Below are 25827 nucleotides of genomic sequence, written 5' to 3' on the forward strand. Positions count from 1 at the left end.
GCGGAATCCTTCAGTGACGGCTCAACATTCTGAAACATGTCGCATTTCCTTTGCGGGATTGGGCTTAGACACCACAATCATGCGGGGAAATGCGACTTTTTGAAATGTCAATTTAGCGGTATTGGCCGTAAGGCACCGGGTCGCGAGTGGGACCCGGCCGCTGACGCGTCGCGGCTCAATAAATCAACAGCCCGGCAACGAGTTCCATTACCCCGGTGCACAAAAAAACGCTTGAGAACCGAGGTTCTCAAGCGTTTCGGATGACTTTGGATTCGCTTTGATTACGAATCGATTTCAACGCGTTCGCCGTGAGCGTCGCGGCAATCCATTTCAAGGTGCTCGGGGAACAACCCTTCGCTTCCGAGGATCTGCACTGCCATCTTGCCAATATCTTCGGCTTCCATCACGTCGCGACGTTTCTTGTTATTTAGGTAAGCGGCGACTTCGTCGTTGACGCGAATGGTCACTCGTTCGATGTGTTTGTTGCGAACGGCAAGCGCCAGCATACGAATCACTTCGATCGACATGCTCTCGGCGGTCTTGACCAATCCACGGCCTTGGCAGCAAGGACAATCGGTGTAGATGCTGCGTTTCAGACTCGGGCGAATACGCTGGCGTGTCATTTCGATCAAACCAAACGGGCTGGTTCGCAAGATCTTGGTGCGGGCGCGGTCGGTCGACATTGCGTCGCGAAGGGCACGCTCGACTTTGCGTCGGTAGCTTTCTTTACGCATGTCGATAAAGTCATTGACGATCACGCCGCCGAGGTCACGCAGTCGTAATTGACGAGCAATTTCTTTGGCTGCGGCCAAGTTCAGACGGAATGCGTTTTCTTCGGCGGAATCGTTGCCGCGGAAACTGCCACTGTTGACGTCGATCGCGACAAGCGCCTCGGTGGGGTCAATCACGATTGATCCGCCATCGGGCAATTGCACTTGGCGTTGATTGATCATCATGATTTCTTCTTCGAGCTTGTGTTTGTGGAACAGCGGCTCGCTTCCCTCGTACAGCTTCAATCGATCGACCACGCGAGGCATGACCATTTTCAAGAAGTCGCGCGCTTTTTCGTAGGACTCGGGTTCATCGATCAAGATCTGGTCAATCTCGTCGCAATAGATGTCGCGAATGGTGCGAATGATCAGGTCGCTCTCTTCGTACAGCACGCCTGGTTCGTTCAGCGTTTTGACGCGACGCACGATCGCTTTCCACAGCCGAAGCAGGTATTCCATGTCGCGTTGCAGTTCCGTTTCACTGCGTCCCGCGCCGGCGGTGCGTACGATAAATCCGAGACCCTTTGGTGGGTTCAGCGACAACAGGCATCGTTTGAGTCGTTTGCGATCGTCTTCGTCTTCGATTTTTCGGCTGACGCCCACGCGGCACAGTGCGGGCATCAAAACCAAGTAGCGACCGGGAATCGAGATGTACGTGCTGAGCGTTGGTCCTTTGGTTCCAATGCCTTCTTTGATGACTTGGACGAGGACTTCGTCGCCGCGACGAAAGATTTCTTGGATCGGCGGTTTGACGCGAGGGCGTCCGCCTTTGAATGCGTGCTTGTTCCCATGCCCTGAGTCGCGAGCACGCTTGGCGGCGGCTTCGGCCATTTCGTCAGACTCTCGCATCACCTCTTCGGGGTCGTAGCCGCCCTGGCGAAAGTACTGCGGTTCGACGTCACTGATATGTAAGAATCCGTTGCGTCCGACGCCAAAGTCGACAAACGCCGCTTGGATGCTCGGTTCAAGGTTGACGATCTTGCCGCGGTAAATGTTCCCGGCAAACGCTTCGACACTTTTCCGTTCGATGTACAGCTCGTCGAGTCGGTCATCGGCTAACACTGCGATCCGACATTCCTCGGGTTGCAGTACGTTGATTAGCATTTCTTTCTTCATAAAAAGTCACCTTTCAGGTGGTTTTGTCAGCTTTGTGCGAACCAATCAGTTGCGTTCGCATGGACGCTGACAGGGTTAGTATTCGGTAGTGATGTTGTTAGTCGCGTTGGTCGCATGGGCGACTTCCGCGGAATTGTTCGATTGAAATTCGGTTTCCAGGATGACGCGTTCGCGAATGATGTGGGATCCGTTTTCGATCCAGTCCTCGAAACCCATCAAATCAAGTACGTCGTGAGGTTTCAGCGATGCCGACGCCGACGCGGCCAGCGTCAATTGCAATCGGTCATCGGAAAGCTCGAGATTCAAAATTTGCTCGGCGACGTTGGCCACCAGCGTTTTCTTTTTTCGTTCGACCGACACGGTGGTTTGGCTGAGCAAGTTTTTGATCGCCGTTTGGATCATCGCCGTGTCGCAGCGCTCGGGAAGCGTGATCGAGAACAAGCTTTGTTTTAGCTGTCCTTTGCCAAACCCTTCGGGCAATTGGCTGACGCTTTTGATGGTCAGCCCCGGTTGGTTGTCGGCTTCGAGTCGTTCCAAAAGCTCATGTGGCGAAATGGCTTCAGCCAACTCGAGTTCAACGACTTCATCAAGCCCTTCGACGCCCAACGCCAATGCGGATGGGAAAGCGATGCGTGGCTTAGGATGAAAGCCTTCGCTCATCGATAGTTTTAAAGCAGCGCGTCGGACGATCCGTTCCCAGAGGCCTGCCAAATCGCGGTGGCTGATCCAACGCAGTAGTCCGGTTTTTTGGAACCGCACTCGATACCGAATCCTCAGCGAAGCCAATTCGTTTGGCGCCGTGTTGGTTGAATCTGTCGGTTCAGAAGGCTCAGTCACGTTACTCATTCGCTTGCAGACGGATCATCAGTGAACGATCAGCTCCGGTGCCAAGGCGCTGAGTCGGTCTTGAAGATAGAGGTCGACATCACGTGCCGCCTCGAACGTCATCGCGCGTTCTGCGATCTGAATGCACTGCTTCAGCGTTACACTGCGAATCGCCTTTTTCACGCGATGCAGCGCAGACGGAGGAACGCTCAAATTGCGAACCCCCAATCCGATCAGTAGTAACGCGCGGCCGGGGTTGCTGCTCATCTCGCCGCAAACCGCCAGCGGGGTTTGGTTGGCGTCGGCGACTTTGACGCTGCTGGCGATTAATCGCAGCACCGCCGGGTCACAAGACTGATAAAGATCGGCGACGTATTCGTTGCTGCGATCGACCGCCAATGTGTATTGGGCAAGATCATTTGTGCCGATGCTAAGGAAGTCGACTTCTTTGACAAAGCGGTCCAGCATGATCACCGCCGCGGGGACTTCGACCATCATGCCGACCGGAATGTCCGATCGATAAGGGATGCCGGCTTCGTTTAGGTCCTCCGCTACAACATTCAGTAGCATGCGAGCTTGTCGCAGTTCCGCCATTGTGGTGATAAGCGGAAACATCACTCGCACGTCGCCATGTACCGCGGCGCGAAGCACCGCACGCAGTTGGGGGCGAAACAGGTCAAGGTTTTTTAGCGACAGCCGAATGCTGCGGAGCCCGAGGAATGGATTGTGTTCCTGTTCGGCCAGTGGCCGTTGTCCCATCTTGTCGGCGCCGAGATCTAGTGTGCGGATCACGACCGGGCGACCGTTCATCTCGCGGACCACTTGGCTATACGCTTCGTAGTGGTCCTCTTCGCTTGGCTCTTCGCTGCTGGACAGATACAGGAATTCGGTTCGGTACAACCCGATGCCGTCGGCCCCTCGTTCGAGACACGATTCGGTTTCGTGCGGAAATTCGATATTCGCACTCAGTTGGATTCGCACCTTGTCGGCGGTTTCCGCCGGCACGTCCTTCAGTTCTGCCAAGCGTGCTGCGAGCGATTCGCGTTGTTGCAGTCGTTCTTCGTAGTGGGCGAGTGTTTCTTCGTCTGGGTCGATGATCACGCGACCACGATCGCCATCGACAATCACGGTTGCGGCCGCGCCGATGTTCTCGAGAAACGTTCCGATGCCCACGACCGCGGGCAGTTCGAGGCCCTTGGCGACGATCGCGGTGTGCCCACCGGGACCACCGGTTTCCGTGCAAAAGCCACGAACGTATCGCCGATCCAAGCTGGCGGTTTCGCTTGGCGTCAGCACGTGGGAGAGCACGATCACGGGTTCGGTCAATTCGGACAACGGTTGCCGCGACACCGCCCCTAATTGCAAAAGCAATTGCTTTTCGATGTCCAGCACGTCTTCGGCGCGATCGGCAAGCAGCGGATTGTCGAGTCGGCGAAGTGCGGCGGCGTAGTTGTGCAGCACACGGCTGACGGCGTAGGCTGCCGATTGACGCTCTTCACGAATCCGCCGGCCCAGTTCAGCGTGCAATCGCGGGTCGTGTAGCATTTGCAGTTGGGCAGCAAAGATGTCGCCGGTGTTAACGCCGGCCACGGCCGAGGTCTCGAGCCGATTGGTCTCCAACAGTGCGGAAACCGCATCCACCGCCGTCTGCAGGCGCGCGTATTCACCTTCCGCATCTTCTGCGGCAACGAGGCACCGGGGGATTCGGTAGCCATCAGGGTCCAGCACGAGCGCAGGACCGATAGCAACGCCCGGTGAAACGGGAATGCCTTGTAGTTCGACCATCGTTGGCCGATGAATTGTCGGCGAGAAAGCAAGAACCGTTGGGGGTCCGATGCGAAATTCCGTCTATCCGGGCAATTTCGCTACTGAACGCTTTCGATCCATCCTCGGACCGGTCGGTTTCTCGACGCTCTCTCAAGACGCTCCATCGTTATGTTCGCTTGAATTGGGTTGATCATCGAAGAGATCACGCACAGTCGTTTACGACTCATTTTACCGGAATTGATCGGGATGTTGCGATCCGTTTCGGTCGGTTTCAAGTCTGAACGTTGGCGTTGCGTACGCTCAGGGATCGGCAACGGGCCTGACGTCTTCTTCGACTGTGTTTGCTAGTTCATCGAATCCAGAATCAAACAGTTCCGCAATCGCTTGAATCGCAGCTTGCGCATCCTTACCGTCGGCACTCAGCGCCAACTCGGTGCCGTGGCTCGCTCCGAGTGTCAACAGTGACAGGATGCTTTTGCAGTCGACGTGCTCGTTGCCTTTGCCGATTTTGATCGCCGATTCAAACTGGCTGGCCAGTCGAACGAGCATATCGGCAGGGCGTGCGTGCAAACCTTGCGGGTTTTTGACGACAACGATTCGAGTTAATGGGGATGTGTTCATTAGCCAGATACAAACTGGTTGTCATCTGCTTCTTGAAGCAACTGACTGATGTCTTCTGGGGTTTTGCTTTGTTTCAGGAATCGGCAGAAGTTTTCGTCGCGAAGTTGTCGCGAGATGTTTTCAAGCGCTCGAAGGTGATCGCCAGGGCGTTCGGGAGGGCTGATCAACAAGAAAAACAGTTGCACGCGTTCGCCGTCGAGCGAGTCGAAATCGACCCCTTCCACGCTGACGCCCACGGTGCCGACCAATTTTTGTACGCTCGGGTGCTTGGTGTGAGGAACGGCGACGCCGCGTCCAATGCCCGTGCTGCCGAGTTCTTCACGCTTCATGATCGCGGCAATGATGTCTTGTTGCTGGTCCGCGTCGATCTGCCCTGAATCCAGTAGCGACTGGACTAGTTCTTGGATGACCTCTTCCTTCGATGCGGCCTTCAGGTCCGCGCGAATGGCTTTGGTGCTGATAAAGTCTGCAAACTTCATGAGGATGTGATTCCTTTGTGAAATCAAATTATAAAATGTATCTGGGATCGAAGCATCAAAATCCGTTCTTGCATCACGTTTGATGCTGATCGCAACGATCGAAGCTTGGAGAGCCTAACGAGTGCCGATGGTTTCAGTGGGTTCCGTTAGTCTTCGTCGGTGTCAATCGTCGTGTCGATGTGTTTGTGTCCGGTGGCGCGATGCCCCGTTTTCTTTTCTTTAAGTCTTCGCAGTTGCTGTTCTACCTTCGGGATCGCAGAATCAAGTGCCGCAATCACCGTGGACGATTCCGCCGTGGCAACGCTGTCGTCCGCGTGTTCGGCGGAGACGCGAATTTCAACCTTAGGGTTATCGATATGTTCTAAGTCAACGGTGACCTCGATCGCGTTGATTCGATCAAATAGCCTTCGCAGCTTTTCGGTCTTCTCAACAATAAGTTGCTGATCGCCAGGTTGAAGACTCCCATGACGCGTCGAGACGCTAACCTGCATCGTGTTGACTCTCCGTAAACGGTCAAAAAAGTGGACGTGTGGGGATTAGATCGTGATGACTAGATCGACCCTTCGACAGGGCCGCCCCAAACACAAACAATTAGCATACGCGAGATTCCCGGAAAAGAACAGCGATACTTTGCGACGGATATTGGCGAGGAGCATTTTTTTTCCGCCGTCCGCTGCCCCGGTGACAACTGGCCACTTTCCGGTTACGCTAGGCGGCTTAAATCACATTCAATTCGTTCCTCGATACCCCCTCATTCTTCACATGGCCCGAAAGGTCGTCAGTCGTAAAGCGAAAGCTGCAGAGGCGGAAGCTGCAGAAAAACTGGCCACGGCCAAAAATAAAGCCAGCAAGAAAAAGGCCTCGACTCGGAAATCCAAGAAAAAACAAGCCGAAGACGTGCGTCTGAAGCTGTATTGGGGAGTCTTTAGCCAGAATCTCAAGCGGGTTGCCGTTTTTGAGTTCGATCAGAAAGAAGATGCTGAGAAACGCGCTCAGGAACTCAGTAAGGGTGGCAAATCCCCCCACTTCATCCAGAAAGTCAAAGAAGAAATCAAGTTCGAATAGGCCTGATACGGCGTAGGGTGAACAAAATTTCAGACGGAGTCGCTGCTTGAGTCGTCGTACCCCCGCAGAGTGGGAGCCCCAGCAGGCGATATGGCTGGCGTGGCCGCACAGCGAATCGACTTGGCCGGGACGGTTTGAGCGGATGCCGACCTTTTTTGCCAAATGGGCCGCCCAGATGGCCGAGTCCACATTGGTTCGAATTCTGCTGCCCGAGTCTTTGGCAGGCGTCGCGAGGCCGTTATTGCCCAAAAGCGACCGCATTGAACTTGTTTTCTGTCCCACCAATGATTCGTGGATCCGGGATTACGGTCCCACTTTTGTCCACGACAGCGAAATCGGCGGGCTGGTCGGAATCGATTGGCGGTACAACGCGTGGGGCGGCAAGTATCCGCCTTGGGATGCTGACGATGCCGCCGCAGCACAGATCTGTGATCGAATCGGTATCCCCCGGATTCGCAGCAAGTTGTGTCTCGAAGGCGGAGCGATGGAAACCGATGGGCAAGGCCGGTTGCTGACCACGCCCGAATGTTTGGTCACATCGACACGCAATCCGGGATGGTCGCGAGACGCGATCGCTCGCGAATTGCATGCTCAAATGGGAATCACCGAGATTGTCTGGCTCAGCGGCGGAGGTCTGGTCGGCGACGATACCGATGGGCACATCGACCAATTGGCACGGTTTGTTGATCCGTCGAATATCGTGGTCGCGGTTTGTGATGATCCCAACGATCCCAACCACAAGCCTCTCGAAGATAACTTTCGCCAACTGCGACTGTGGGGCGAAACGAGCGAGCCGAAGGTCAACGTGCATCGCTTGCCGATTCCCGCGATGCGTGAAATTGATGGCCAACGAGTGCCCGAAAGTTACTGCAATTTTCTGATGTTGGGACGTCAACGTTTGCTCGTGCCCACCTTTGGTCAACCGGCAGCCGATGACCACGCGATCGCGTTAATCCGAGAATTGGCTCATGGTGCCGACGTGGAAACGCTGGATTGCCAAGATCTAATTTGGGGCCTCGGGGCGCTGCATTGTGCAAGCCGAGACCAACCGCAGGCTAGCGAAGCTTAGGTTTTACGCGCTGCTACAAATCCACCCGTTTCTCTCTCGGTCGCGATCCGAATGCGATCGGACAGAATGCGATCGGAAAACATGCCCATCGAAAAAATTGCTCTTGCCACGGGTGGTTGGCTGCTTTTAGTGTTCGCACTAACAGGGTTAGGCGGTTTTCGCCTTGCAGCACAGGAAGAGCAATGTTTTTCAGCAACAATCATCTGGCAATCGCGAAGCAATCGAGCAGTTTACTGCTTGTGGTTGCGTTGCTCAGTGCGCTCGGATGTAGCCAAAACCCCTACCTTGCTTCCTCGGCGGGCGGCGTCTGGAATGCCCCAGGAGGTGTTTCTGCGACCGTCGACCCAACACAAGCTCGATTGGCCGAGTTGAATCGGCGTGTTCAGTTGCTTGACGACAACAATCGTCAACTGCATACCCAATTGGCGCAAAGCGAGCAGCAGTCATTGGTGTATCGTGACGAGCTCGAATTGATCCGCAAACAGTTGTCCGAAACGAGTGCCAAGTTAGAGTCGGCCTCGATTGCGGCCAATGAAGCAGAGAATCGTGTCCGTGGTTTTCAAGCGTCCGCGCAGCAGCGTGGTGGTGCATCGATCAAAGCGAACACGGATCTGCTGCAGGCAGCCAGCCGGTTGAACCTCGGGGGAATCCCTGTCGAACAGAACGGCGAAGTCATTCGCATCGTGATTCCGGCGGACCAATTGTTCCAACCCGGAACCAATCAAATGCTGCCACAGGCCTCGATGACACTCGATCCGATTGCTGCCCAGCTTCGCAGTTTGTTTCCACGTCAACGGATTGGGATTGAAGGTTATACCGATGACTCGCCGCTGTATGGCGGCCAAGTTGCCACCAGCCATCAATTGGCTGCCGGCCAAGCCGCTGGGGTGCTCGAGTTGTTGACTCGCCGCGCAGGCATGCCGCCGAACCAATTGTTCACTGTTGCCCAAGGCGCGAACAATCCTCGTCAACCCAATACCACTGCCGCCGGCCGCGCAGCGAATCGCCGCATCGAGCTGGTGATCTATCCCGAGACCTATTAAAGCGTCATCGCGACTCGCGTGTAGCCACCGCGTCTGAATCGCTCTATCATGCGAGCGTTCGCTTTACGCATGATCTTGGGAGCTGTTTGAGATGGTTGCTCGTCTATTCTTAATTGTCGCGTTGGCCAGTCCGGTTGTCGTGGGATCCGCGGATGATACCGGCGGAACGGCGGCTCAAAAGTCCAGTGCCGATTCCAACGCGTCAAAGTCGGCTGCGTTCACGCTTAGCGATGAGGTTCGCAAGGTACTCGAGCCGTTTTTTGCTTCAATCCATAAAGCGGATGTCTCACGCGTCACGGTCGAAATGTTGACCGAGTCGATCGTGCAAGGCAAGGTGGTCGAGTCTCGCAAGTCGACTTACCAGATCGCGTCAAAACACCCTGACAAGTTCACGATCTATTTGAAGGAACCTGATCAGCGAACACGGATCTATGCAAATGGCAAAGAGATGGTGGTGGCGCTTTCACCCGAGGCGTATTACCGCATCGATGATCGGCTCGATCTACAGCAAGCGGTCGTGGAATTGCCAATCGCGATGGGAGCCTATCCCGAACCCGTGATGGCATTGTCGCTGGCCGGAGTCGATCCCTCGTTAAGCTTTTTAGGCGGTATGAAGTCGGTCGAGATCGTCAGTCGCGGTAAATTTCGTGGCCGAGTTCCCGCGGTTCAGGTTCACGGTGTCCAAGACGATGCGGTCAGCTGGGATTTATGGTTGAGCGAAGAAGAGCCGACCAAGCCGCTGCGTTTGCTGGTCGATTTGACCGCCATGTTGCGTGCGACCAAGCAGGTTCAGGTGCCGCAAGGGTTCAAGTACCAAGTTCAGTTTGATTTTCTGTCTTGGCGAATGAGCGGCGAGGTCAGCGATGCGTTGTTTGCGTTTCGTCCGGCTAAGGATGCTACCGAGTACGATTCGCTTGACGATTATCTGCAATCGGTCGCCGGTGCGGTTGCTGAACACCCGCTGTTGGGAAAGAAAGCACCCGCATTCAGCGGAGCAACGTTGTCGGAACAGCCGGTGTCGCTTGAGGAGTTGAAGGACAAGGTGATCGTGCTCGATTTTTGGGCGACGTGGTGTGCTCCATGTGTTGCCGCGATGCCGGTTTTACAGGAAGTGACCGGCGAGTTCGCGGACAAGGACGTTGTCTTTTTGGCCGTCAACGTGGGTGAAGATCTCGAGTTGGTGAAAAGCTTTCTCGAGAAACAAGACATCGACTTGGATGTCGTGCTGGATCCCGGTGGGAAAATTTCCGATGCGTTTCGCGCTGATGCAATCCCGCAAACCGTCGTGGTTGGCAAATCGGGAGTGATTGAGTCGGTGCACATGGGGTTCCCCGGCGCGGACGAGCTGCGGCAGCGATTGACCGATGAACTCACTGTGCTGAGCGTCGGCGGGCATATCGAAAGCACGCCTCCGGCAGAGGAGGAAAAGTCCAGCGAGGATGACGAGCCCGCCAGCGACGCGAAACGCGAAGCCAAACGGTGAACCGTGGCCCGTAAGGCTAATGCCATCCACCTTAGAGCGGCGCGGGGCCCCGCCCGGTTGCAGCGAGTAAAGCGTTCGAAATCTACCGGGCGGGGCCCCGCGCCGCTCCGCTATAAAAAACACTCGGTCAGGGGCAAAGTAGATGGCATTGGCGGCAAGGTTCCGGGGCGCGCATGGGACCCGGCCGCTGACGCGTCACGGCTCAGTAAATCAGCAAGCCGTTGATGACTTCGGCTACGGTGCTAAATGATTGTCGTCGGGCTCGGTCCTCGACGCACTGTTCTCCGCGGACTATTGGACGCTGGGCCGCTTTAGCATTCAATCCAGCGGTGCCTTCAAGCTTTCCAAGAATGCAAGCAGCAGTTCTTGCTGATCCTCTTTCAGCTGGTTGAAATTCTGCTTCGATTCCTCCGCTTCGCCACCATGCCACTTGATTGCATCACTCAGCGTTTCAGCGCGTCCGTCGTGCAGGTAGGGAGCCGAATCCGCGACGCCCCATAGCGGTGGCGTTTTCCATTCTCGCTGCAGAATATCCGATGAGAATTGGTGTCCGCTCGCGAGATCATTCTTGCTGAAATCGCCGCGAGCCATTTGCGGTTGCCCAGCGTAATTAGTTGCCATGGTTTGAGCCGATCCCTGCGGACCCAAACGGCTGTTCACTCTTGGTGCGGAACGGCTGCGATTGGTTGAAGCCCTGGTGCGGTAGGATGGTGTTTCAACACGGCCATATCGATTCGAATAAGGGCTGGTCGTCGCGGCGACGTTTTGGTTGATCGGTTGCTCCGCAGGAGCCGGGAAAGGGTCTTGCAGTGCGGTTCCTAAGTCATGCAATAACAGATCGCTGTAAATGCCTCTCGCGGGTGGCAGATCCGCAATGTGGCAAGCCGCACATCCAATCGATTTAAATACCTGTTCTCCACGGCGAGCTCGTTTACGAGCCTCCGGAGACAGCACTTGTTTCGGTGGAGCGGGCAGTTCAGCGACGTAGCTTGTTAGATCCGCGACTTCGGTCGTCGAAATGTCGGGTGCTAAGCTAAAGTAGCGAGGGTCAGCGGGATCATCGGCTTGTCGAGCGATGTCTGCTACGTTCAGCCCCAGTTCGGACGCACAGGCTCCGGTAACAAAATCGGACAACGTGTTGACTTGCCCTCGCCAACCATACTTTCCCGCCACGCGGCCAGAGATGACGCCACCGGACGACCGCGGTTGGTTCAGCGAGATGGCTTTTAGCCGCTTCATCGAGACTTTCTCGATATCTCCCATGCCATACAGCGGTGGTGAATTGCGTTGGCTCAGGTAGTAGTCGATTGCTCCGTATCGGCCGGCAACCACGGGTTGCTCGGTGATTGCAGCAAGCGTCCGCTGCGGAGGACTAAACCACTCCGGCGGAATCCCATTGGGCACGCCAACGGACAAACGTTGACGGATGGCGTCATAGCCGGGACGCGTGGAATGGTCATGAACGATCGCGTTGAACGACAGCGTGTTGCCGGAACCCAGAGCAGGAAAGAGATCCGTGATGGAACTTCTTGCGGCCCCACGCCCACGCCGATCCGCCGACGGATCTAAAAATGCTGGTTCAGGGTCAACTGAGATCAGCGTTACGTTGTGATTCACTCCCGCGGCGCCACCGCCGGGGTGACAGGCTGCGCACGAGACGGCATTGTAGAGCGGCCTCAGTCCGTCGGCGGGGAATTCCTGGCCATCCGCAAGACGCATCGAATTCCGTCCACGGTTGTCCTCGAAAGGGGCCGGCCGGGGACCTCGACCCATCCCTCGATCTTGTCCCCATGGGTCGTGTCCCCGATTGCGGCGTTGCGGCACCCGGCGTGTTGATTCAAATGGCGTGAACGAGGGGAAGTGGTCTACGAATGCCCATTCCCGCTCGAACAACTCGCGACCCGCGGCGGTGTCTTGTGCGATCGTCGCCGAGGGAGTGACGAGGGGCACGATGAGAAGGCCAGCCAAGAGCATGCCACCCCAACTGTTCTGATGCTTGATAGCCATGAGACGTGCCCTCGGCAAGATTCGAAACGAGAAGTGAAACAGCGGCGCGGCGATGTCAGGCATAAGAACAAGGACGAAATTCGTCCTTAAATGCAACTCGCATTTTAGGGCCAGCCAATGAAGGTATTTGTGATTGGTAGCGACGCTCGTCAGGGCGTGGTTGGTTCCATCGCGTTTTCTCTCCTCCCCCCAAAAAAAACTTTTCTTTTTCTTCTCGCGTTGACCGGACGTGTCATCACCCGCGGCAATCATGCCTTCTGACTTGCGATCCACATTCACAGATCCTCAGGAGGAGAAGGCGATGACAGGTTCACTCGTACAATCACCCGCGGTGTCGGATTTCGGTTTGCCGTCGCGTTTTGATGCCCGGCGGCTCGGCGGTTTTTCAGTCGGCGCCGGCGGCGCACTCGACGCATTGCTAGCGGGGTGCGCTGTCCAGTCGCGGCCGTACCAGCGGCGGATCATCGAGTCGGCTGTGCGGATGATGGGTGGAACGTTCACCAAGCGTGACGGGCAACTTGCTCTCAAGGCATCCAGCGTCTTGATCGAAAGTCCAACCGGCAGCGGCAAGACGGTGATGGGGTTGGCGATCGCTGCACTCATCCAGCGTGCCACCGGAGCTCGTGTGGGCTGGGTCGCGATGCGGCGAAATCTGTTGGCTCAAGCCGAAGCCGAGAATCGATTGCGTCGCTTCGGCGTTCGCATGCAGACGATCAGCATGTTCGAAAAGTCGCCGCCCAACGTCGACTTGTTGGTTGTCGACGAAGCACAGCATGATGCGGCAACCAGCATGGCGAATCTGCATAGCCAGATTCAGCCCGCATGGACACTCGGGCTCTCCGCGACCCCATATCGCAGCGATCGTATCAAGCTCTGTTTCGATCAAGTCATTCGTGACGCCGGCATCGCCTCGTTGATCGCCGATGGCTACCTGAGTTCTTATCACCACTACACGATTCCCGAGTACACACCGAGTCAAGTTGCCAAATTTTTGATTCGCGAACCTGAGCGGTGGGGACGATCGCTTGTCTTTTTCCATCGTCGTACCGAATGCGAATTGCTGTACATGTTGCTGCGACAAGCCGGCGTTGCCTGCGCCGTGGTGACTGCGACCAGCAATCGCGAGAAACAGATCGAATCGTTTGTGTCCGGCAAGACGCAGGTGCTGATCAACATGGCGATCTTGACCGAAGGCTTTGATTGTCCCGAGTTAAAAACAGTGTTCTGTCGTCCCAGCGGCAAAGGGTGCACGATTCAAATGGCAGGTCGCGTGTTGCGGTCAAGTCACCGAGTGCCCATCAAGCAAGTCGTACAGTGCAGCCGCACGCCGCATCCGATGCTTCGTACGGCCGCAGCTGCCGAGCAGTATCTATGGACCGATGAAGGGTGGCGAAGCATTCGTCCGAATCGGATGTTGAACCAAATGACTGCGATCGCTCGCAACCGAGTGGCGGCGGCCGAAGTCTCGCTTCCGAAATTGGTTGCGATGCATCGCGGCAAGGCCGCTAAAGCATGGTTTTCTCGCGCTCAATAGATCTCTATCGCCTCTGTTTCCTTTCGCTCGTTTTCCATCTCTATCTCAGGAGTCCCCCGGTGATGTCCACTGAAATTGTTCAACCCGCGTTGTCCGAAACCCACGCGTCAGCTTCAAAGCAAAATTCACCCCGGTTTTGTTACGGTCATGCAACCGTTGCGGACTTGAAAGTTCACAAGGTCCAACGGACGGAAAATGGCCGAGTCAAGCTGCGTCATCTCGAGATTGACGGCCGTGTGGTTACGGCGTCACGGCGGTTTTGGCGGTCGTTCTTTACACGCTTTGGCATCGCCGAAAATGTCTTTCGCTATTTCTCGCCCGATGAAGTTTTTGCCCGGATCAGTCAGCAAAACTCCGATGATGCCTTTCGGTTCTGTATTGCCGAGCATGCCGGAGGAAAACAGAAAACCGAAGGCACGCTGCTGGCCGTCACCAATGTCAAGCGGCCGGTGATTCGTTACCACGAAATCGCAGCATTGGTCGAACAGTACGGTGGTACGGATGTGCGATATCACGAGGGATTGTTGATCAGCACGCATCAACCGCGAGGCGGATCGCGATCGCTGCAGATCGGAGGCGATCAATTCCACGACCGCTTCTGCTTAGAAACGCCGGTGGATGGTTTTGGGCACCCGCGGTTGTTCTTGTCCATGTTGCGGCTGGTTTGTCAAAACGGCATGATCGGCTACGCCAAGGCGTTTCGCAGTGACATCCCGGTTGGTAAAAAGATGGACTACTGTATCGCCCGTGCGCTCGAGTCCTATGACAACGGCGACGGTTATGCCGCGATTCGCCAGCGGTTTGAATCGAGCCAAACCTCGTGGGCGTCGGTGCACGAGTGTCTGCAATTGGGGGTGGTTTTGGACCGTGCTCAGCGTGAACGACAATTGACTTGTGATGGTTTGATCGGTCGTTTTCGCAGCATGGCAGGCAACCTCAGCGAACTGTATGGACTTGCGAATCTCGAGGCACTCAGCGACAAGCGTCGCCGGATCTTGCCCAGCAAAGCTCGCGTGTATGACCTGATCAACTTTGCCAGCGAGGTGGCCACACATCACGCGTTGCCCGAGGGTGCCCGGCGGCTACAGGCCCACATTGGATCGTTGATCTCCGACGAATACGATCTTGAAGGGACAGCCGAAGGGGCTCCCGATTTTGACGCCTTTTTCATTGATGATTCCGGCGCCGGGATACGCCAGAGCGTGAACTGATCGTGGCTGGCTTCGCCGCAGTCCAGCGTTAGCTCAGCGATGCTCGACGCAATCCGCAAAAAAGTCGATTTTTTTATGAGCGATCTTTCTTTCGCTGTGGGACGCTATTCCCCCTTGCTTTGCTGCGGAGGTGAGCAAGCCCTGCATTGCATTGGTGCGTCGGGATCGCTACTGAATCTTAAAGGTACGTTCACGAACTTAGCGCTGAAAACCAACATCGGCTCTCTTTAATCCTCATCGCTCCCGCTGGAATTCGCCTTTGACAAAGAGGCGGATTGTCCACATTTTCAAACAACCATGTTTTACTGATGAAGGATCTAAATTGAGTCAAAAAAATCGTGGCGTCTCTCACTGCAAGCGTTCGGCATTCACGCTTGTCGAGCTGTTGGTGGTGATTGCGATAATCGGAGTCCTCGTGGGACTGCTGTTGCCTGCTGTTCAGGCGGCACGCGAAGCAGCACGCCGCATGCAATGCCAAAACAACATGAAGCAATTCGGGTTGGCAATGCACAACCACATGTCCGCGTTTGGCGCGTTTCCGCCTGGTAACGTCAACTACGACGAGCACGAGAATCGGTTCAAAACGGGTGGCTGGCAGCATGGCCAGGACGAATTGGGATGGCACTGGTTGCCAATGCTGTTCCCCTACATGGAGCAGCCTGCGTTGTGGGAATTGGTCCAACGCTGTGACGACGCGGTTCCTGGCCAAGCGATGAACCCCTGTGACCACTGCGAATACAGCGCGGCACTGGGGCACTTGGGGCGTGAACCCCTGGGCGGGTTCGATTCGTGCCCTTCGGCGCCCGTTGTGCGTGAGCAGTTTTCTGACGGTGCTTACGGGTTAGAGGCCCTTGCCAAAGGCAATAACTACGCTGTGAATTGGGGGTCCGGCGACATGTTGTCGTGGGAATCAAAGGAAACGCGAGGTGCGTTTGGTACCTATTACGTCGACGAATCAAAGATCTTCAAAAACGGCGTCGCAGGCGATCGTTTCCAAAATCGAAATGGGATGAAGAGCCGTGATTTCCTCGACGGGTTGAGCAACACGATTGCGATGAGCGAAGTGATTGCGGCCGAGTCCAAGACCGACATCCGCGGTGTTTGGATGTCGCCTGCGATGGGGGCCACGATTTTCTCGACCTTCCTGAATCCAAACTCGAGCGAGAAGGATGTGTTGGCGGCCTGTGGCGCGGATATCGATGATGACGGCAAGAAGCCCCGGTTGGCCTGTGAAGAGGTTCAGGATACTGCGGCGATTTACGCTGCGGCACGCAGTTACCACACCGGCGGTGTGAACGTGTTGATGGCTGACGGCGGTGTTCGCTTTGTCACCGATTCCGTCGACAACCTGAATGTTTGGCGGCCGATGAGTACCGCTCAAAACGGTGAAGTCGTTGATCAGTAATGGTTTGACCCAAGCGAGGTTGATCTGCTTTCTCGAGTAAGTCGAAGTAATTCTTTGACACATTTAAATCGCTCGCCCGGCATCCTCCGGCGAGCGATTTTTTGTTGAACCGCTCCCTGTGAGGGGTGTGGTGGCGACGCTGTCCGCTTGTTACTCACCCCCCGTCCTTTTTTTCAAGGTTGTCCCTCTTCTTCAGCCAATCTTCACTTGTTGTAGGTCTAACGACAACACTTGCTCGTTCAAATCGCCGCTCGTCTTTAAAGTCTTTTTAGAACTCAATGTCAAAGGTGAAGCGGATGTGGTTTGGGATTACTCGAGAGGAACGCGGGACGCTGCATGCTCGGCGTGCGGCGTTTACGTTGGTCGAGTTATTGGTGGTGATTGCCATCATCGGCGTGCTGGTTGGTCTGTTGTTGCCCGCGGTCCAAGCGGCTCGCGAGGCCGCTCGTCGCATGCAGTGCCAAAACAATATGAAACAGTTTGGTTTGGCGATGCACAACCATATGTCGGCATTTGGATCGTTTCCGCCAGGCAATGTGAACTATGACGAGTCGGGGAACCGCTTCAAGACCGGCGGTTGGCAGCACGGGCAAAACGAATTGGGGTGGCACTGGTTGCCAATGTTGTTCCCCTATCTAGAGCAACCCGGCATGTGGGAATTGGTTCAGCGATGCGAAGAGGAACGGGCGGACCAGCATATCTCCAATCCATGCGATCACTGTGAGTATTTTGCCGAGTTCGAGCATCTTGGGCGTGAGCAACTAGCGTCCTTTGACAAGTGCCCTTCGGCACCCTCGGTGAGCGGCCAGTTTTCAGATGGCAGCTACGGTTTAGAGGCACTCGCAAAAGGCAACAACTACGCCGCGTGCTGGGGGTCTGGTGATATGTTGTCGTGGGAGGAACAGGAGACTCGCGGTGCGTTTGGTACCTACTATGTCCACCAGGACAAGATCGTCACCTTAGGCCCTCCCATATCGGCGGGCGACCGTTTTCAAAATCGCAACGGCATGCAAAGCCGTGATTTTACGGACGGTTTGAGTAACACGATTGCGATGAGCGAGATCATTGCAGCCGAGTCGCAAACCGACATTCGCGGCGTTTGGATGTCACCGGCCATGGGCGCGACCATTTTCTCCGCATTTCGAAACCCCAACTCGGATGAGAAAGACATCTTGGCGGCCTGTGGTGAGGACATCGCCGACGTGACCAAGCCTCGCTTGGCTTGCGAGGAAGAGCGTGATACCGCGGCAATCTACGCGGCCGCACGCAGTTACCACACCGGCGGCGTGAACGTTTTGATGGCGGACGGCGGCGTTCGCTTTGTGACCGATTCGGTCGACAATCTCAATATTTGGCGTCCCATGAGTACGGCTCAGAACCAAGAGGTAATCGAAGGGCAATAGCCCCGTGCCATCAACTTTCGTAACGCCCGCGACGCGGGGCCCGTCCGGTTGCAGCTTGAGCAGATACTTGAATTTTGCCGGGCGAAGCCCCTCGTCGCACCGCTACTAAACCACCTGCTGAGTGCCGAAGTAGATGGCAATGGTCGATCGTCTAGCACAGACGCTTTACTCGGCGGCTGTGAGGATTCGTTTTGCAACGGGGGGTAAGTCTATAGCTTGTTAAATCTTGCATGTTGAAGTGGGGGCAGCGGGCTTTAAGTGCCCGCTAAGTCGGTTCAGTGCGTGTGTCGGGCTCCTTCATTGGAGGGCTGCGCATCTTAAGAATTCCTTCATTGTTTCTGCGCCGAATTTCAACACGCATTCGCTTTAATTCCGCTCGCAGTTCTGAAACATATTGTCTCTCTCTCTCGTTCAAGGAATTCGTGAATGCGGATAACGCATAACAAGCGTCGTAATACAGTGTCCCCTCAGCGCTCAGCGTTTACTCTGGTAGAGCTACTGGTGGTTATCGCCATCATCGGAGTCCTGGTGGGGTTGTTGCTGCCCGCTGTTCAGGCGGCTCGTGAAGCGGCTCGCCGGATGCAGTGTCAAAACAACATGAAGCAGTTTGGTTTGGCGATGCACAACCACATGTCGGCTTTTGGTGCGTTCCCGCCAGGAAATGTGAACTATGACGAGTCGGGTAACCGCTTCAAAACAGGCGGCTGGCAGCACGGTCAAAATGAATTGGGTTGGCACTGGTTGCCAATGTTATTCCCTTACATGGAACAGCCCGCGATGTGGGAATTGGTCCAGCGTTGTGAAGAGGATCGGGCGGATGATCACACCTCGAATCCCTGTGACCACTGCGAGGCGATTGACGCTCTGGGGAACCTCGGACGCGAGCAATTGAGTGGTTTTGACAAGTGCCCCTCGGCACCCTCGGTGAGTGGTCAATTCTCTGACGGAAGTTACGGACTCGAAGCACTCGCCAAAGGCAATAACTATGCCGCGTGTTGGGGATCGGGTGACATGTTGTCTTGGGAGCAAAAGGAGACCCGTGGCGCGTTTGGTACCTACTATGTCAATCAAGAAAAGATCATCACGACGGTCGGCGGCACCACCACCGCAGGCGATCGTTTTCAAAATCGCAACGGCATGCAAAGCCGCGACTTTACCGATGGTTTGAGTAACACGATCGCGATGAGCGAGATCATTGCGGCCGAATCACAAACGGACATTCGCGGCGTATGGATGTCACCCGCGATGGGAGCCACGATCTTCTCGGCGTTCCAAAACCCCAACTCAAGCGAAAAGGACATCCTGGCGGCTTGTGGTGAAGATATTGCGGACGTCAGCAAGCCGCGATTGGCGTGTGAAGAAGAGCGTTCTACCGCGGCGATCTACGCGGCCGCCCGCAGTTATCACACCGGTGGGGTGAACGTGTTGATGGCCGATGGCGGCGTGCGGTTTGTCACCGACTCGGTCGACAACCTGAATATCTGGCGACCGATGAGCACCGCTCAGAATAGCGAAGTCATTAACGAGCAATGATCGAAAACAATCCTGTTGTACTAAAGGAAAATAACGAATGAAATTGAATAAATTGGTGGTCGCCGCTGTGTTGCTGTCCACTTTGACTTGGATCGGATGTGGATCGTCGGGCGTGGTCAAACCGACTGACGAACAGAACGCATTTGCCAGCGTGGAAGGTCTAGGAGATCTCGCGGGGGACGATGCAATGTTCGCCAGTGCCTTTGTGTCGGGGGCCGCACCAAAGAACCGCAAGGACTATGGCGAGCGAGGGTACCAAGTCAACGGCGATCCCACGTTTGATGGGGATACCGTAACCGTCCCCGTCAAAATCTTTGGTGGTGTCCACGCGACCGCCTCGGGTGATGGTCGTGGCGGCAAAGCGAGTTCGGTTGCCGAAACCGAACAGGTATGGACGCTGCAGCGGATTGATGGTCAGTGGAAGATCAAGGACGCGCCGCTTGGCTAAAAAGCCAACGGTTAATCACTGCGACATCGTCGTTGATCGCTTCACGTTCCGCGATCCTAAGTTGGATCGCGGAGGACGTCCATTGATTGAATGACTGAGGTAGCGGAACTCGTCAAGAGTTTCGATCATCTCGGGAAACGAAAATCTTGACGACTTGTTGATTTATTGAGCCGCTCGCGCGTCAGGGGCCGGGGCCCACGCGGTACTCGGTGCCTTAAGGTCCACGGCTCACCATTGCAATTCGCATTTGGACTAAATCAACAAGCCGTTGAAGGCGTGTTGATTTAGTGAAGTTTCCTGCGGCAAGGGCGTGTGATGGACTTCCTAGTCCGTCAATGGTGGATTCGACGGACTAGGAAGTCCATCGTACGACTAAAACAACAAGCCGCCCGCGACTTCCGCTACGACCGAGTGCATCACTGAATCAAGCAGCCTCTAGAACGATCCACAATGTTTAGTGGCTGATAGTTTAATGGCTGATAGAAGGAGGGCCGGTCGGTTGACCCGCCCTCGGATCATACAATCGGCTGGAGTACACAGCAATCAATTACGTTTCCAAACCTTCCAATCGTGATTCTGCGAACCATATTCCTGTACGCAGTTTGCTGGGATGGGCCGCCCTGGGGTTTGCCGTGATCGCTGCAGGGATGTTGTGGATGGTGCTGGATGCCTTGCGGACCGCGACGGTAACGAGCGATCCGATGTCGGCGGAAGCCGTGTCTGCGAAAGATCGTTCCATGCATCATGCTGTGGAGGATTCGCAGCGTTTAGTGGCCAGCTTGCCGCCAGCAACGCAGCAGGCCGTTGCCGGATGGAATCAATTGATTTCCGCTAATTTCGCGGGCGACCAAGCGTGTGCCAAGTGTCATGAAAAAGAGTACGAAGCCCATCTTCGCTCAGGGCATTCCCGCACGTTGACTCGCATCGATGAATCAACATTAGCTAGTAAACTTGCAGAGACTCGCCACTATCAAGACCCGCGGCGTGACCAGATCTTTGAGTTTTCGCAGAACGAAGGTTCGTTATGGGTTCGTGATGTCGCGAATGCCTCCGGAGTTGCGATTCCCGTGACATGGTTACTCGGTTCAGGAACGCATGCGCAAACGCCGATCGCGGTCGACGAGTCGACTCAAAGTGGCGTCGAGCTGCGGTGGTCCTACTTTGCCAATCGCGATCAACTCGGTTTGACACCGGATCACGAGCGATTTGACGATTTCGCCGCTGGAACCATTGAATGTTTCGGGCGTCCGATGGACGCAGCGGACATGCGAGCCTGTTTGGGGTGTCACAGCACGTTGACGCCGCCTCCGTCGCTGCCGCTGATAAACTCGTTGGTCGTCGCCAATGTCGGTTGCGAGCGATGTCACGGTCCACGGAAAAAACACGTCGCACTCGCGCATCTTGGGCACGCCGAAGAGGCCAAACCGATGTTGCGATATGAAACCGCCGAGGCTTATATGGATGCTTGCAGCACTTGTCATCGCGACGAGTCTTCGGTCAAGCCTGATGCGACGCCCAACGAATTGGTGCGTTTTCAACCCTATGGCATCAAACGCAGTCGCTGTTATTTAGAGAGCCCCGACAAGATGACCTGTTCCACTTGTCATGACCCGCACGATACCGTTTCGCACAATCGGGCGGTATCGATCGATCAATGCAAACAGTGTCATGGCAATGCCTCGTCAAGCGAATGCTCGCATCAGCCCACCGGCGATTGTATTGATTGCCATATGCCTGCGGTCGAGTGGACCTCGGGAATCGCGTTTCATGATCACTGGATTCGGATCCCCGATGAGATCCCGGGCGAAACCCCAAGCGTCGATTCCGCCGGTAACCTGACTGCGAGCGATATGCTGCACAGTGATGGTGAGGAGTGATTGGATGATTGTTTCTGAAACCGCGCCTGAATCACGTTCGGCGGTGCCCGCAATTGCGAGTGAGCACAAACATGTGTCGAACTCGGTCGATGTAACGAAGCAGGCACGCGGTCGCGAGACTTCGTCTAAGATGCCGCGGCGTACTGCGGCTGGGTTTCTATTTTCGCCCGCGATCGATTTGTTCTTTGTCGCCAACGCGTTTTGGCCCCTGCTGTTGCTGGTCGATCGTTTGGGCGGAATTGCGACGCATCAAAGTTTGCTGTTTTGGCAAATCTATTTCGTGACCGCACCGCATCGCTGGATCACGTTGATTCTCGTCACGGTTGATCACCACAAGGGCGTCGATCGACGCCGGCAATTTCTCGCGTTTGGCACCGCGATTCTGGTCGCGTGTCTTTGTTTGAAAATGGGCACCGGATCGCTGCTGTGCCTAGGCGTGATCGATTACATTTGGAACGCTTGGCATTTCGCCTCGCAGCACCACGGTGTATTTCGCATCTACCAACGCAAAAGCAAGTTGGCGAGCTCCTCCGAATCAGCCGGGCATTCTCGCTCCGCTGCATCCACACCATGGGCCGCCTCGCTCGAGAAAGCGGTGTTCCGCTGCTTCATGCTTTACGTGATCGCTCGCGTAGCCGGTTGGGGATGGAGCGAAGGTCCCTTCGATGGTTTTGAGTGGGTTTCGTCGGTGGATGGGTTTGTATTGTTAATTCCTGTCGCGTTTGTAGGACGCCAGTGTTTTCAGTATGCGGTGACCGCCAAGGCATCGCTGGCGAGTGTGGCTTACTTAACGAGCGTGATGACCTTGTTTGCATTCCTTTTGTTGGCCTCGCATTATGAAAACAACCAATGGGTGGTCCAGCTGGCACTGGCCTCGGCGATCTTTCATTCCTTGGAATACATGTCGATTGTGACTTGGTCGATGAGCGGATCACGGGGATCGAGCAAATCAAATGCGTTGGCCAGACTTTCCAAAATGTGGTTGTTTTTCTTAATTGTATTCGTGGTCGTGATTGGATTAGGCAATTACCTGCTTTCACGTGGCTATTTCGAGTTGTGGGTGTTCGTCAATATTGTGGTCGCGTTTTGGCATTACTGTTTTGACGGCATGATTTGGAAGTCGCGTAAACCGTCTTCGGCCGCTTCCCCCGCAACGGCAGTCGCATCATGAACTCATCTTCGCTTACGTTCCGTTGGGGCTGGATCGCTTATGGTTCGATGGCGATCGGTGCGGTGGCTATCTGCAGCATGCTGCTGTCAAACTCCGAAGGTGTCGTGCAAGTGTTCGGTCGCTGGGACGTCGTCGCCTGTGCCTTTTTAGCCGCGTTTCCCTTTGCGGTGTGGGTTGTCCAGTCATTTTGTAAATTCTCTAGCTGGCATAAACTTGGCATCGCGTTCGGGGGCGTTGCGGTCGCTGCCGCGATCACCGTGTTTGCAGCGGCGATCACTCAGCTTCCTGATCAAAGTGTGATCACGCTGACCGTATGCCGCAGCGTGATCGCGATGGCGGTGATGATGGCCGTGGCGTTTGCGGGCACGACCGTAATGCCGTCGCCACGTTTACCCGTGTTTGCGCAGCACGGATGGTTGCGATTCGCGATGCTTGTCGCATTGGCGACGCTAGTGCCAGCGGCCTATGCGGACGCGGTTGCGGATGGGATTCGTATTGATCTCGAGCGATCACTGGAAACCCGTCGTTTTGCACTGGCGAATCGACAAGCGGAACAGTTTGCCCAGTTGAATCCTGGCGGCATCGTTCATCAGAAATCGGTACGAAAAGTCCAGCAGGAACTGAAAAACATCGTCGCAAAACTGCAATCCGAAGCTCGCCAGCCTCTCTCTGCTGATGCCTCGGTTAGCGTGCTAGGCCAGCGGATCACGGTGTTGATGCATTTGGATCGCAATGAGGATGCGTTGCAGTTGCTCGAGCCACTGACTCGCGGTGATCGTTTTCAGCCGGTTAGCTTGGACTATAAAGGACTGTGTTTCCAGCGTTTGAATCAGATGTCGCAAAGCTTGGAGTCCTATCAGGCAGCGGTGGCTTACTGGGAGTCGCAACCCGCAAGCGACGCCAAACGATCGGGGCTGGCCAGTGCATGGAAGGGAATCGGGTTTGCCGCCCGACGACTTGATCAGCGGACGTTAGAAGAGCAAGCGTATCGCACGTTGGTAGAGATCGATCCAACCGCCGAGAGTCATTTGTTATTGGCGCAGTGTTACCGCGAACATCAAAAGACTCGTTTGGCGGCGGAGCATTCGACGATGGCGATGCAGTTGGATCCTACGATGCAGTCGCAATCCGAATCAATCCTGTCATCGATGTCGATGGACCATTTCGGTTGTCTACAAGTGCCGCGTCGCTAGCAGCGGTGTTACCTCTCCCAAGCGCAGTTTGGGAGAGGTCGAGCAGAGCCTTTCAGCGATTGCTCGGGTGAGGGCTTGTCTCTGGTTTACTCGCACCGGACACCTCGTTGGCAACCGCTTGCCTCGATTCAACTTGCTCGGTCGACCCTCACCCGGACGAGGCCTTGAGGGCCCGTTCGGCCTCTCCCGTGCTACGCTCGGGAGAGGTGACTTGCTGCGTATCACCTCTCCCGAACGCAGTTTAGGGAGAGGTCGAGCAGAGCCTTCAGCGATGCTCGGGTGAGGGTCTGTCTCCGGCTTATTCGCACTGGGCACCTCGCTGGCAACCGCTTGCCGCGATTCAACTTGCTCGGTCGGCCCTCACCCGGACGAGGCCTTGGGGGCCCGTCCGACCTCTCCCGTGCTACGCTCGGGAGAGGTGACTCGTGGATTGCACCTCTCCCAAACGCAGTTAGGGAGAGGTCGAGCAGAGCCTTTCAGCGATTGCTCGGGTGAGGGCTTGTCTCTGGTTTACTCGCACCGGACACCTCGCTGGCAACCGCTTGCCGCGATTCAACTTGCTCGGTCGGCCCTCACCCGGACGAGGCCTTGAGGGCCCGTCCGACCTCTCCCGTGCTTCGCTCGGGCGAGGTGACTCGTGGATTGCACCTCTCCCGAACGCAGTTTGGGAGAGGTCGAGCAGAGCTTTTAGCGATTGCTCGGGTGAGGGCTTGTCTCCGGCTTGCTCGCACTGGACACCTCGCTGGCAACCGCTTGCCGCGATTCAACTTGCTCGGTCGGCCCTCACCCGAACGAGGCCTTGAGGGCCCGTTCGACCTCTCCCTTGCTTCGCTCGGGAGAGGTGACTCGTTGGTTGCACCTCTCCCGAACGGAGTTTGGGAGAGGTCGAGCAGAGCCTTTGAGCGATGCTCGGGTGAGGGCGTGTCTCCGGCTTGCTCGCACTGGGCACCTCACTGGCAACCGCTTGCCGCGATTCAACTTGCTCGGTCGGCCCTCACCCGAACGCGGCCTTGAGGGCCCGTCCGACCTCTCCCGTGCTACGCTCGGGAGAGGTGGCGTGCTTGATGCGACTCTCCTAAAACGAAGTTTAGGGAGAGGTCGAGCAGAGCTTTTAGCGATTGCTCGGGTGAGGGCTTGTCTCCGGCTTGCTCGCACTGGACACTTCGCTGGCAACCGCTTGCTGCGATTCAACTTGCTCGGTCGGCCCTCACCCGAACGAGGCCTTGAGGGCCCGTCCGACCTCTCCCTTGCTTCGCTCGGGAGAGGTGACTCGTTGGTTGCACCTCTCCCGAACGGAGTTTGGGAGAGGTCGAGCAGAGCCTTTTAGCGATTGCTCGGGTGAGGGCTTGTCTCCGGCTTGCTCGCACTGGACAACTCGCGGGCAACCGTTTGCAACGACTCAGCTTGCTCGGTCAGCCCTCACCCGGACGCGGCCTTGAGGGCCCGTCCGACCTCTCCCCAGCTTAGCTCGGGAGAGGTGACTCGTTGATTGCACCTCTCCCAAACGCAGTTTGGGAGAGGTCGAGCAGAGCCTTTGAGCGATGCTCGGGTGAGGGCTTGTCTCTGGCTTGCTCGCACTGGACAACTCGCTGGCAACCGTTTGCAACGATTCAACTTGCTCGGTCGGCCCTCACCCGAACGAGGCCTTGAGGGTCCGTCCGACCTCTCCCTTGCTTCGCTCATTGGTATCTACACATCTCAGATTGGTATTTTGAATGGGAGGGCATTGGCGGCGATGTTTTTGAGTTGGCCGATATCAACATCCACTTGACTCAGCAGATCGTTCATCGACAACACAGCCATGTAG

The 25827-nt window shown here is 55.9% G+C and carries 21 protein-coding genes; 13 read left to right on the forward strand and 8 right to left on the reverse strand.

The annotated features are described in order from the left end of the window. Positions 1-281: 281 nt before the first annotated feature. The 6 genes from ABEA92_RS30575 to hpf all read right to left on the reverse strand — a co-directional run bounded on the left by ABEA92_RS30575 (position 282) and on the right by hpf (position 6069). On the reverse strand, positions 282-1886 hold the full coding sequence (locus ABEA92_RS30575; RefSeq protein WP_345689550.1) for an Rne/Rng family ribonuclease: 1605 nt from the start codon (positions 1884-1886) through the stop codon (positions 282-284). A gap of 75 nt (positions 1887-1961) precedes the next feature. Then, on the reverse strand, positions 1962-2732 hold the full coding sequence (locus tag ABEA92_RS30580; protein ID WP_345689552.1) for a TIGR03936 family radical SAM-associated protein: 771 nt from the start codon (positions 2730-2732) through the stop codon (positions 1962-1964). An 18-nt stretch (positions 2733-2750) separates the two neighbouring features. Beyond that, a complete protein-coding gene (gene ptsP / locus ABEA92_RS30585) occupies positions 2751-4496 on the reverse strand; it encodes a phosphoenolpyruvate--protein phosphotransferase (RefSeq protein ID WP_345689554.1) in 1746 nt (581 codons plus the stop codon). 282 nt (positions 4497-4778) lie between these two features. Then, positions 4779-5099, reverse strand: coding sequence for an HPr family phosphocarrier protein (locus ABEA92_RS30590; RefSeq protein ID WP_345689556.1), 321 nt, complete (start codon positions 5097-5099; stop codon positions 4779-4781). Beyond that, entirely contained in the window at positions 5099-5578 is a 480-nt protein-coding gene (locus ABEA92_RS30595; RefSeq protein WP_008697920.1) for a PTS sugar transporter subunit IIA, read from the reverse strand. The genes ABEA92_RS30590 and ABEA92_RS30595 overlap by 1 nt, the downstream gene beginning before the upstream one ends. 146 nt (positions 5579-5724) lie before the next feature. Next, on the reverse strand, positions 5725-6069 hold the full coding sequence (gene hpf / locus ABEA92_RS30600) for a ribosome hibernation-promoting factor, HPF/YfiA family (RefSeq protein ID WP_345689558.1): 345 nt from the start codon (positions 6067-6069) through the stop codon (positions 5725-5727). A gap of 271 nt (positions 6070-6340) precedes the next feature. On the opposite strand from hpf, the gene ABEA92_RS30605 reads away from it, so the two are divergent. The 4 genes from ABEA92_RS30605 (at position 6341) to ABEA92_RS30620 (ending at position 10238) form a co-directional block, all read left to right on the forward strand. Then, positions 6341-6643: a hypothetical protein gene (locus ABEA92_RS30605; protein ID WP_345689560.1), complete on the forward strand. Its 303-nt coding sequence runs from the start codon at positions 6341-6343 to the stop codon at positions 6641-6643. 46 nt (positions 6644-6689) lie between these two features. Then, positions 6690-7712, forward strand: coding sequence for an agmatine deiminase family protein (locus ABEA92_RS30610; protein WP_345689562.1), 1023 nt, complete (start codon positions 6690-6692; stop codon positions 7710-7712). Positions 7713-7894: 182 nt separating this feature from the next. Next, entirely contained in the window at positions 7895-8755 is an 861-nt protein-coding gene (locus ABEA92_RS30615) for an OmpA/MotB family protein (RefSeq protein ID WP_345689564.1), read from the forward strand. A gap of 91 nt (positions 8756-8846) precedes the next feature. Next, the gene (locus ABEA92_RS30620; RefSeq protein WP_345689566.1) at positions 8847-10238 is read left to right on the forward strand and encodes a redoxin domain-containing protein; all 1392 of its coding nucleotides are present in this window, start codon (positions 8847-8849) and stop codon (positions 10236-10238) included. Between the two features lie 318 nt (positions 10239-10556). Here ABEA92_RS30620 and ABEA92_RS30625 read toward each other — a convergent pair whose 3' ends face one another. After that, entirely contained in the window at positions 10557-11957 is a 1401-nt protein-coding gene (locus ABEA92_RS30625; RefSeq protein WP_345689568.1) for a di-heme oxidoredictase family protein, read from the reverse strand. Between the two features lie 589 nt (positions 11958-12546). Here ABEA92_RS30625 and ABEA92_RS30630 point away from each other — a divergent pair. The 6 genes from ABEA92_RS30630 (at position 12547) to ABEA92_RS30655 (ending at position 19779) form a co-directional block, all read left to right on the forward strand. Continuing rightward, positions 12547-13779, forward strand: a complete 1233-nt coding sequence (locus ABEA92_RS30630; RefSeq protein WP_345689570.1) for a DEAD/DEAH box helicase — start codon at positions 12547-12549, stop codon at positions 13777-13779. Between the two features lie 62 nt (positions 13780-13841). Then, a complete protein-coding gene (locus ABEA92_RS30635; protein WP_345689572.1) occupies positions 13842-14990 on the forward strand; it encodes a DUF932 domain-containing protein in 1149 nt (382 codons plus the stop codon). A gap of 322 nt (positions 14991-15312) precedes the next feature. After that, positions 15313-16395, forward strand: a complete 1083-nt coding sequence (locus ABEA92_RS30640) for a DUF1559 family PulG-like putative transporter (RefSeq protein ID WP_345689574.1) — start codon at positions 15313-15315, stop codon at positions 16393-16395. A 296-nt stretch (positions 16396-16691) separates the two neighbouring features. Then, positions 16692-17798, forward strand: a complete 1107-nt coding sequence (locus tag ABEA92_RS30645) for a DUF1559 family PulG-like putative transporter (protein ID WP_425572527.1) — start codon at positions 16692-16694, stop codon at positions 17796-17798. Positions 17799-18224: 426 nt separating this feature from the next. Next, positions 18225-19331, forward strand: coding sequence for a DUF1559 domain-containing protein (locus ABEA92_RS30650; RefSeq protein ID WP_345689578.1), 1107 nt, complete (start codon positions 18225-18227; stop codon positions 19329-19331). Between the two features lie 37 nt (positions 19332-19368). Further along, a complete protein-coding gene (locus ABEA92_RS30655; RefSeq protein WP_345689580.1) occupies positions 19369-19779 on the forward strand; it encodes a hypothetical protein in 411 nt (136 codons plus the stop codon). A gap of 547 nt (positions 19780-20326) precedes the next feature. Here ABEA92_RS30655 and ABEA92_RS30660 read toward each other — a convergent pair. Continuing rightward, the gene (locus tag ABEA92_RS30660; protein ID WP_345689582.1) at positions 20327-20518 is read right to left on the reverse strand and encodes a hypothetical protein; all 192 of its coding nucleotides are present in this window, start codon (positions 20516-20518) and stop codon (positions 20327-20329) included. Here ABEA92_RS30660 and ABEA92_RS30665 point away from each other — a divergent pair. Genes ABEA92_RS30665 through ABEA92_RS30675 form a run of 3 tightly spaced genes read left to right on the forward strand, consistent with a single transcriptional unit; the run spans position 20517 to position 24020 of the window. Continuing rightward, entirely contained in the window at positions 20517-21656 is a 1140-nt protein-coding gene (locus ABEA92_RS30665) for a multiheme c-type cytochrome (protein ID WP_345689584.1), read from the forward strand. The genes ABEA92_RS30660 and ABEA92_RS30665 overlap by 2 nt on opposite strands. A gap of 4 nt (positions 21657-21660) precedes the next feature. Then, a complete protein-coding gene (locus tag ABEA92_RS30670) occupies positions 21661-22827 on the forward strand; it encodes a hypothetical protein (RefSeq protein ID WP_345689586.1) in 1167 nt (388 codons plus the stop codon). After that, positions 22824-24020 carry a tetratricopeptide repeat protein gene (locus tag ABEA92_RS30675; protein ID WP_345689588.1) on the forward strand — a complete coding sequence of 399 codons (1197 nt, stop codon included), beginning with the start codon at positions 22824-22826 and terminating at the stop codon, positions 24018-24020. The genes ABEA92_RS30670 and ABEA92_RS30675 overlap by 4 nt, the downstream gene beginning before the upstream one ends. Positions 24021-25827 lie beyond the last annotated feature (1807 nt).

Source organism: Novipirellula caenicola, from assembly GCF_039545035.1.
Lineage (GTDB): Bacteria > Planctomycetota > Planctomycetia > Pirellulales > Pirellulaceae > Novipirellula > Novipirellula caenicola.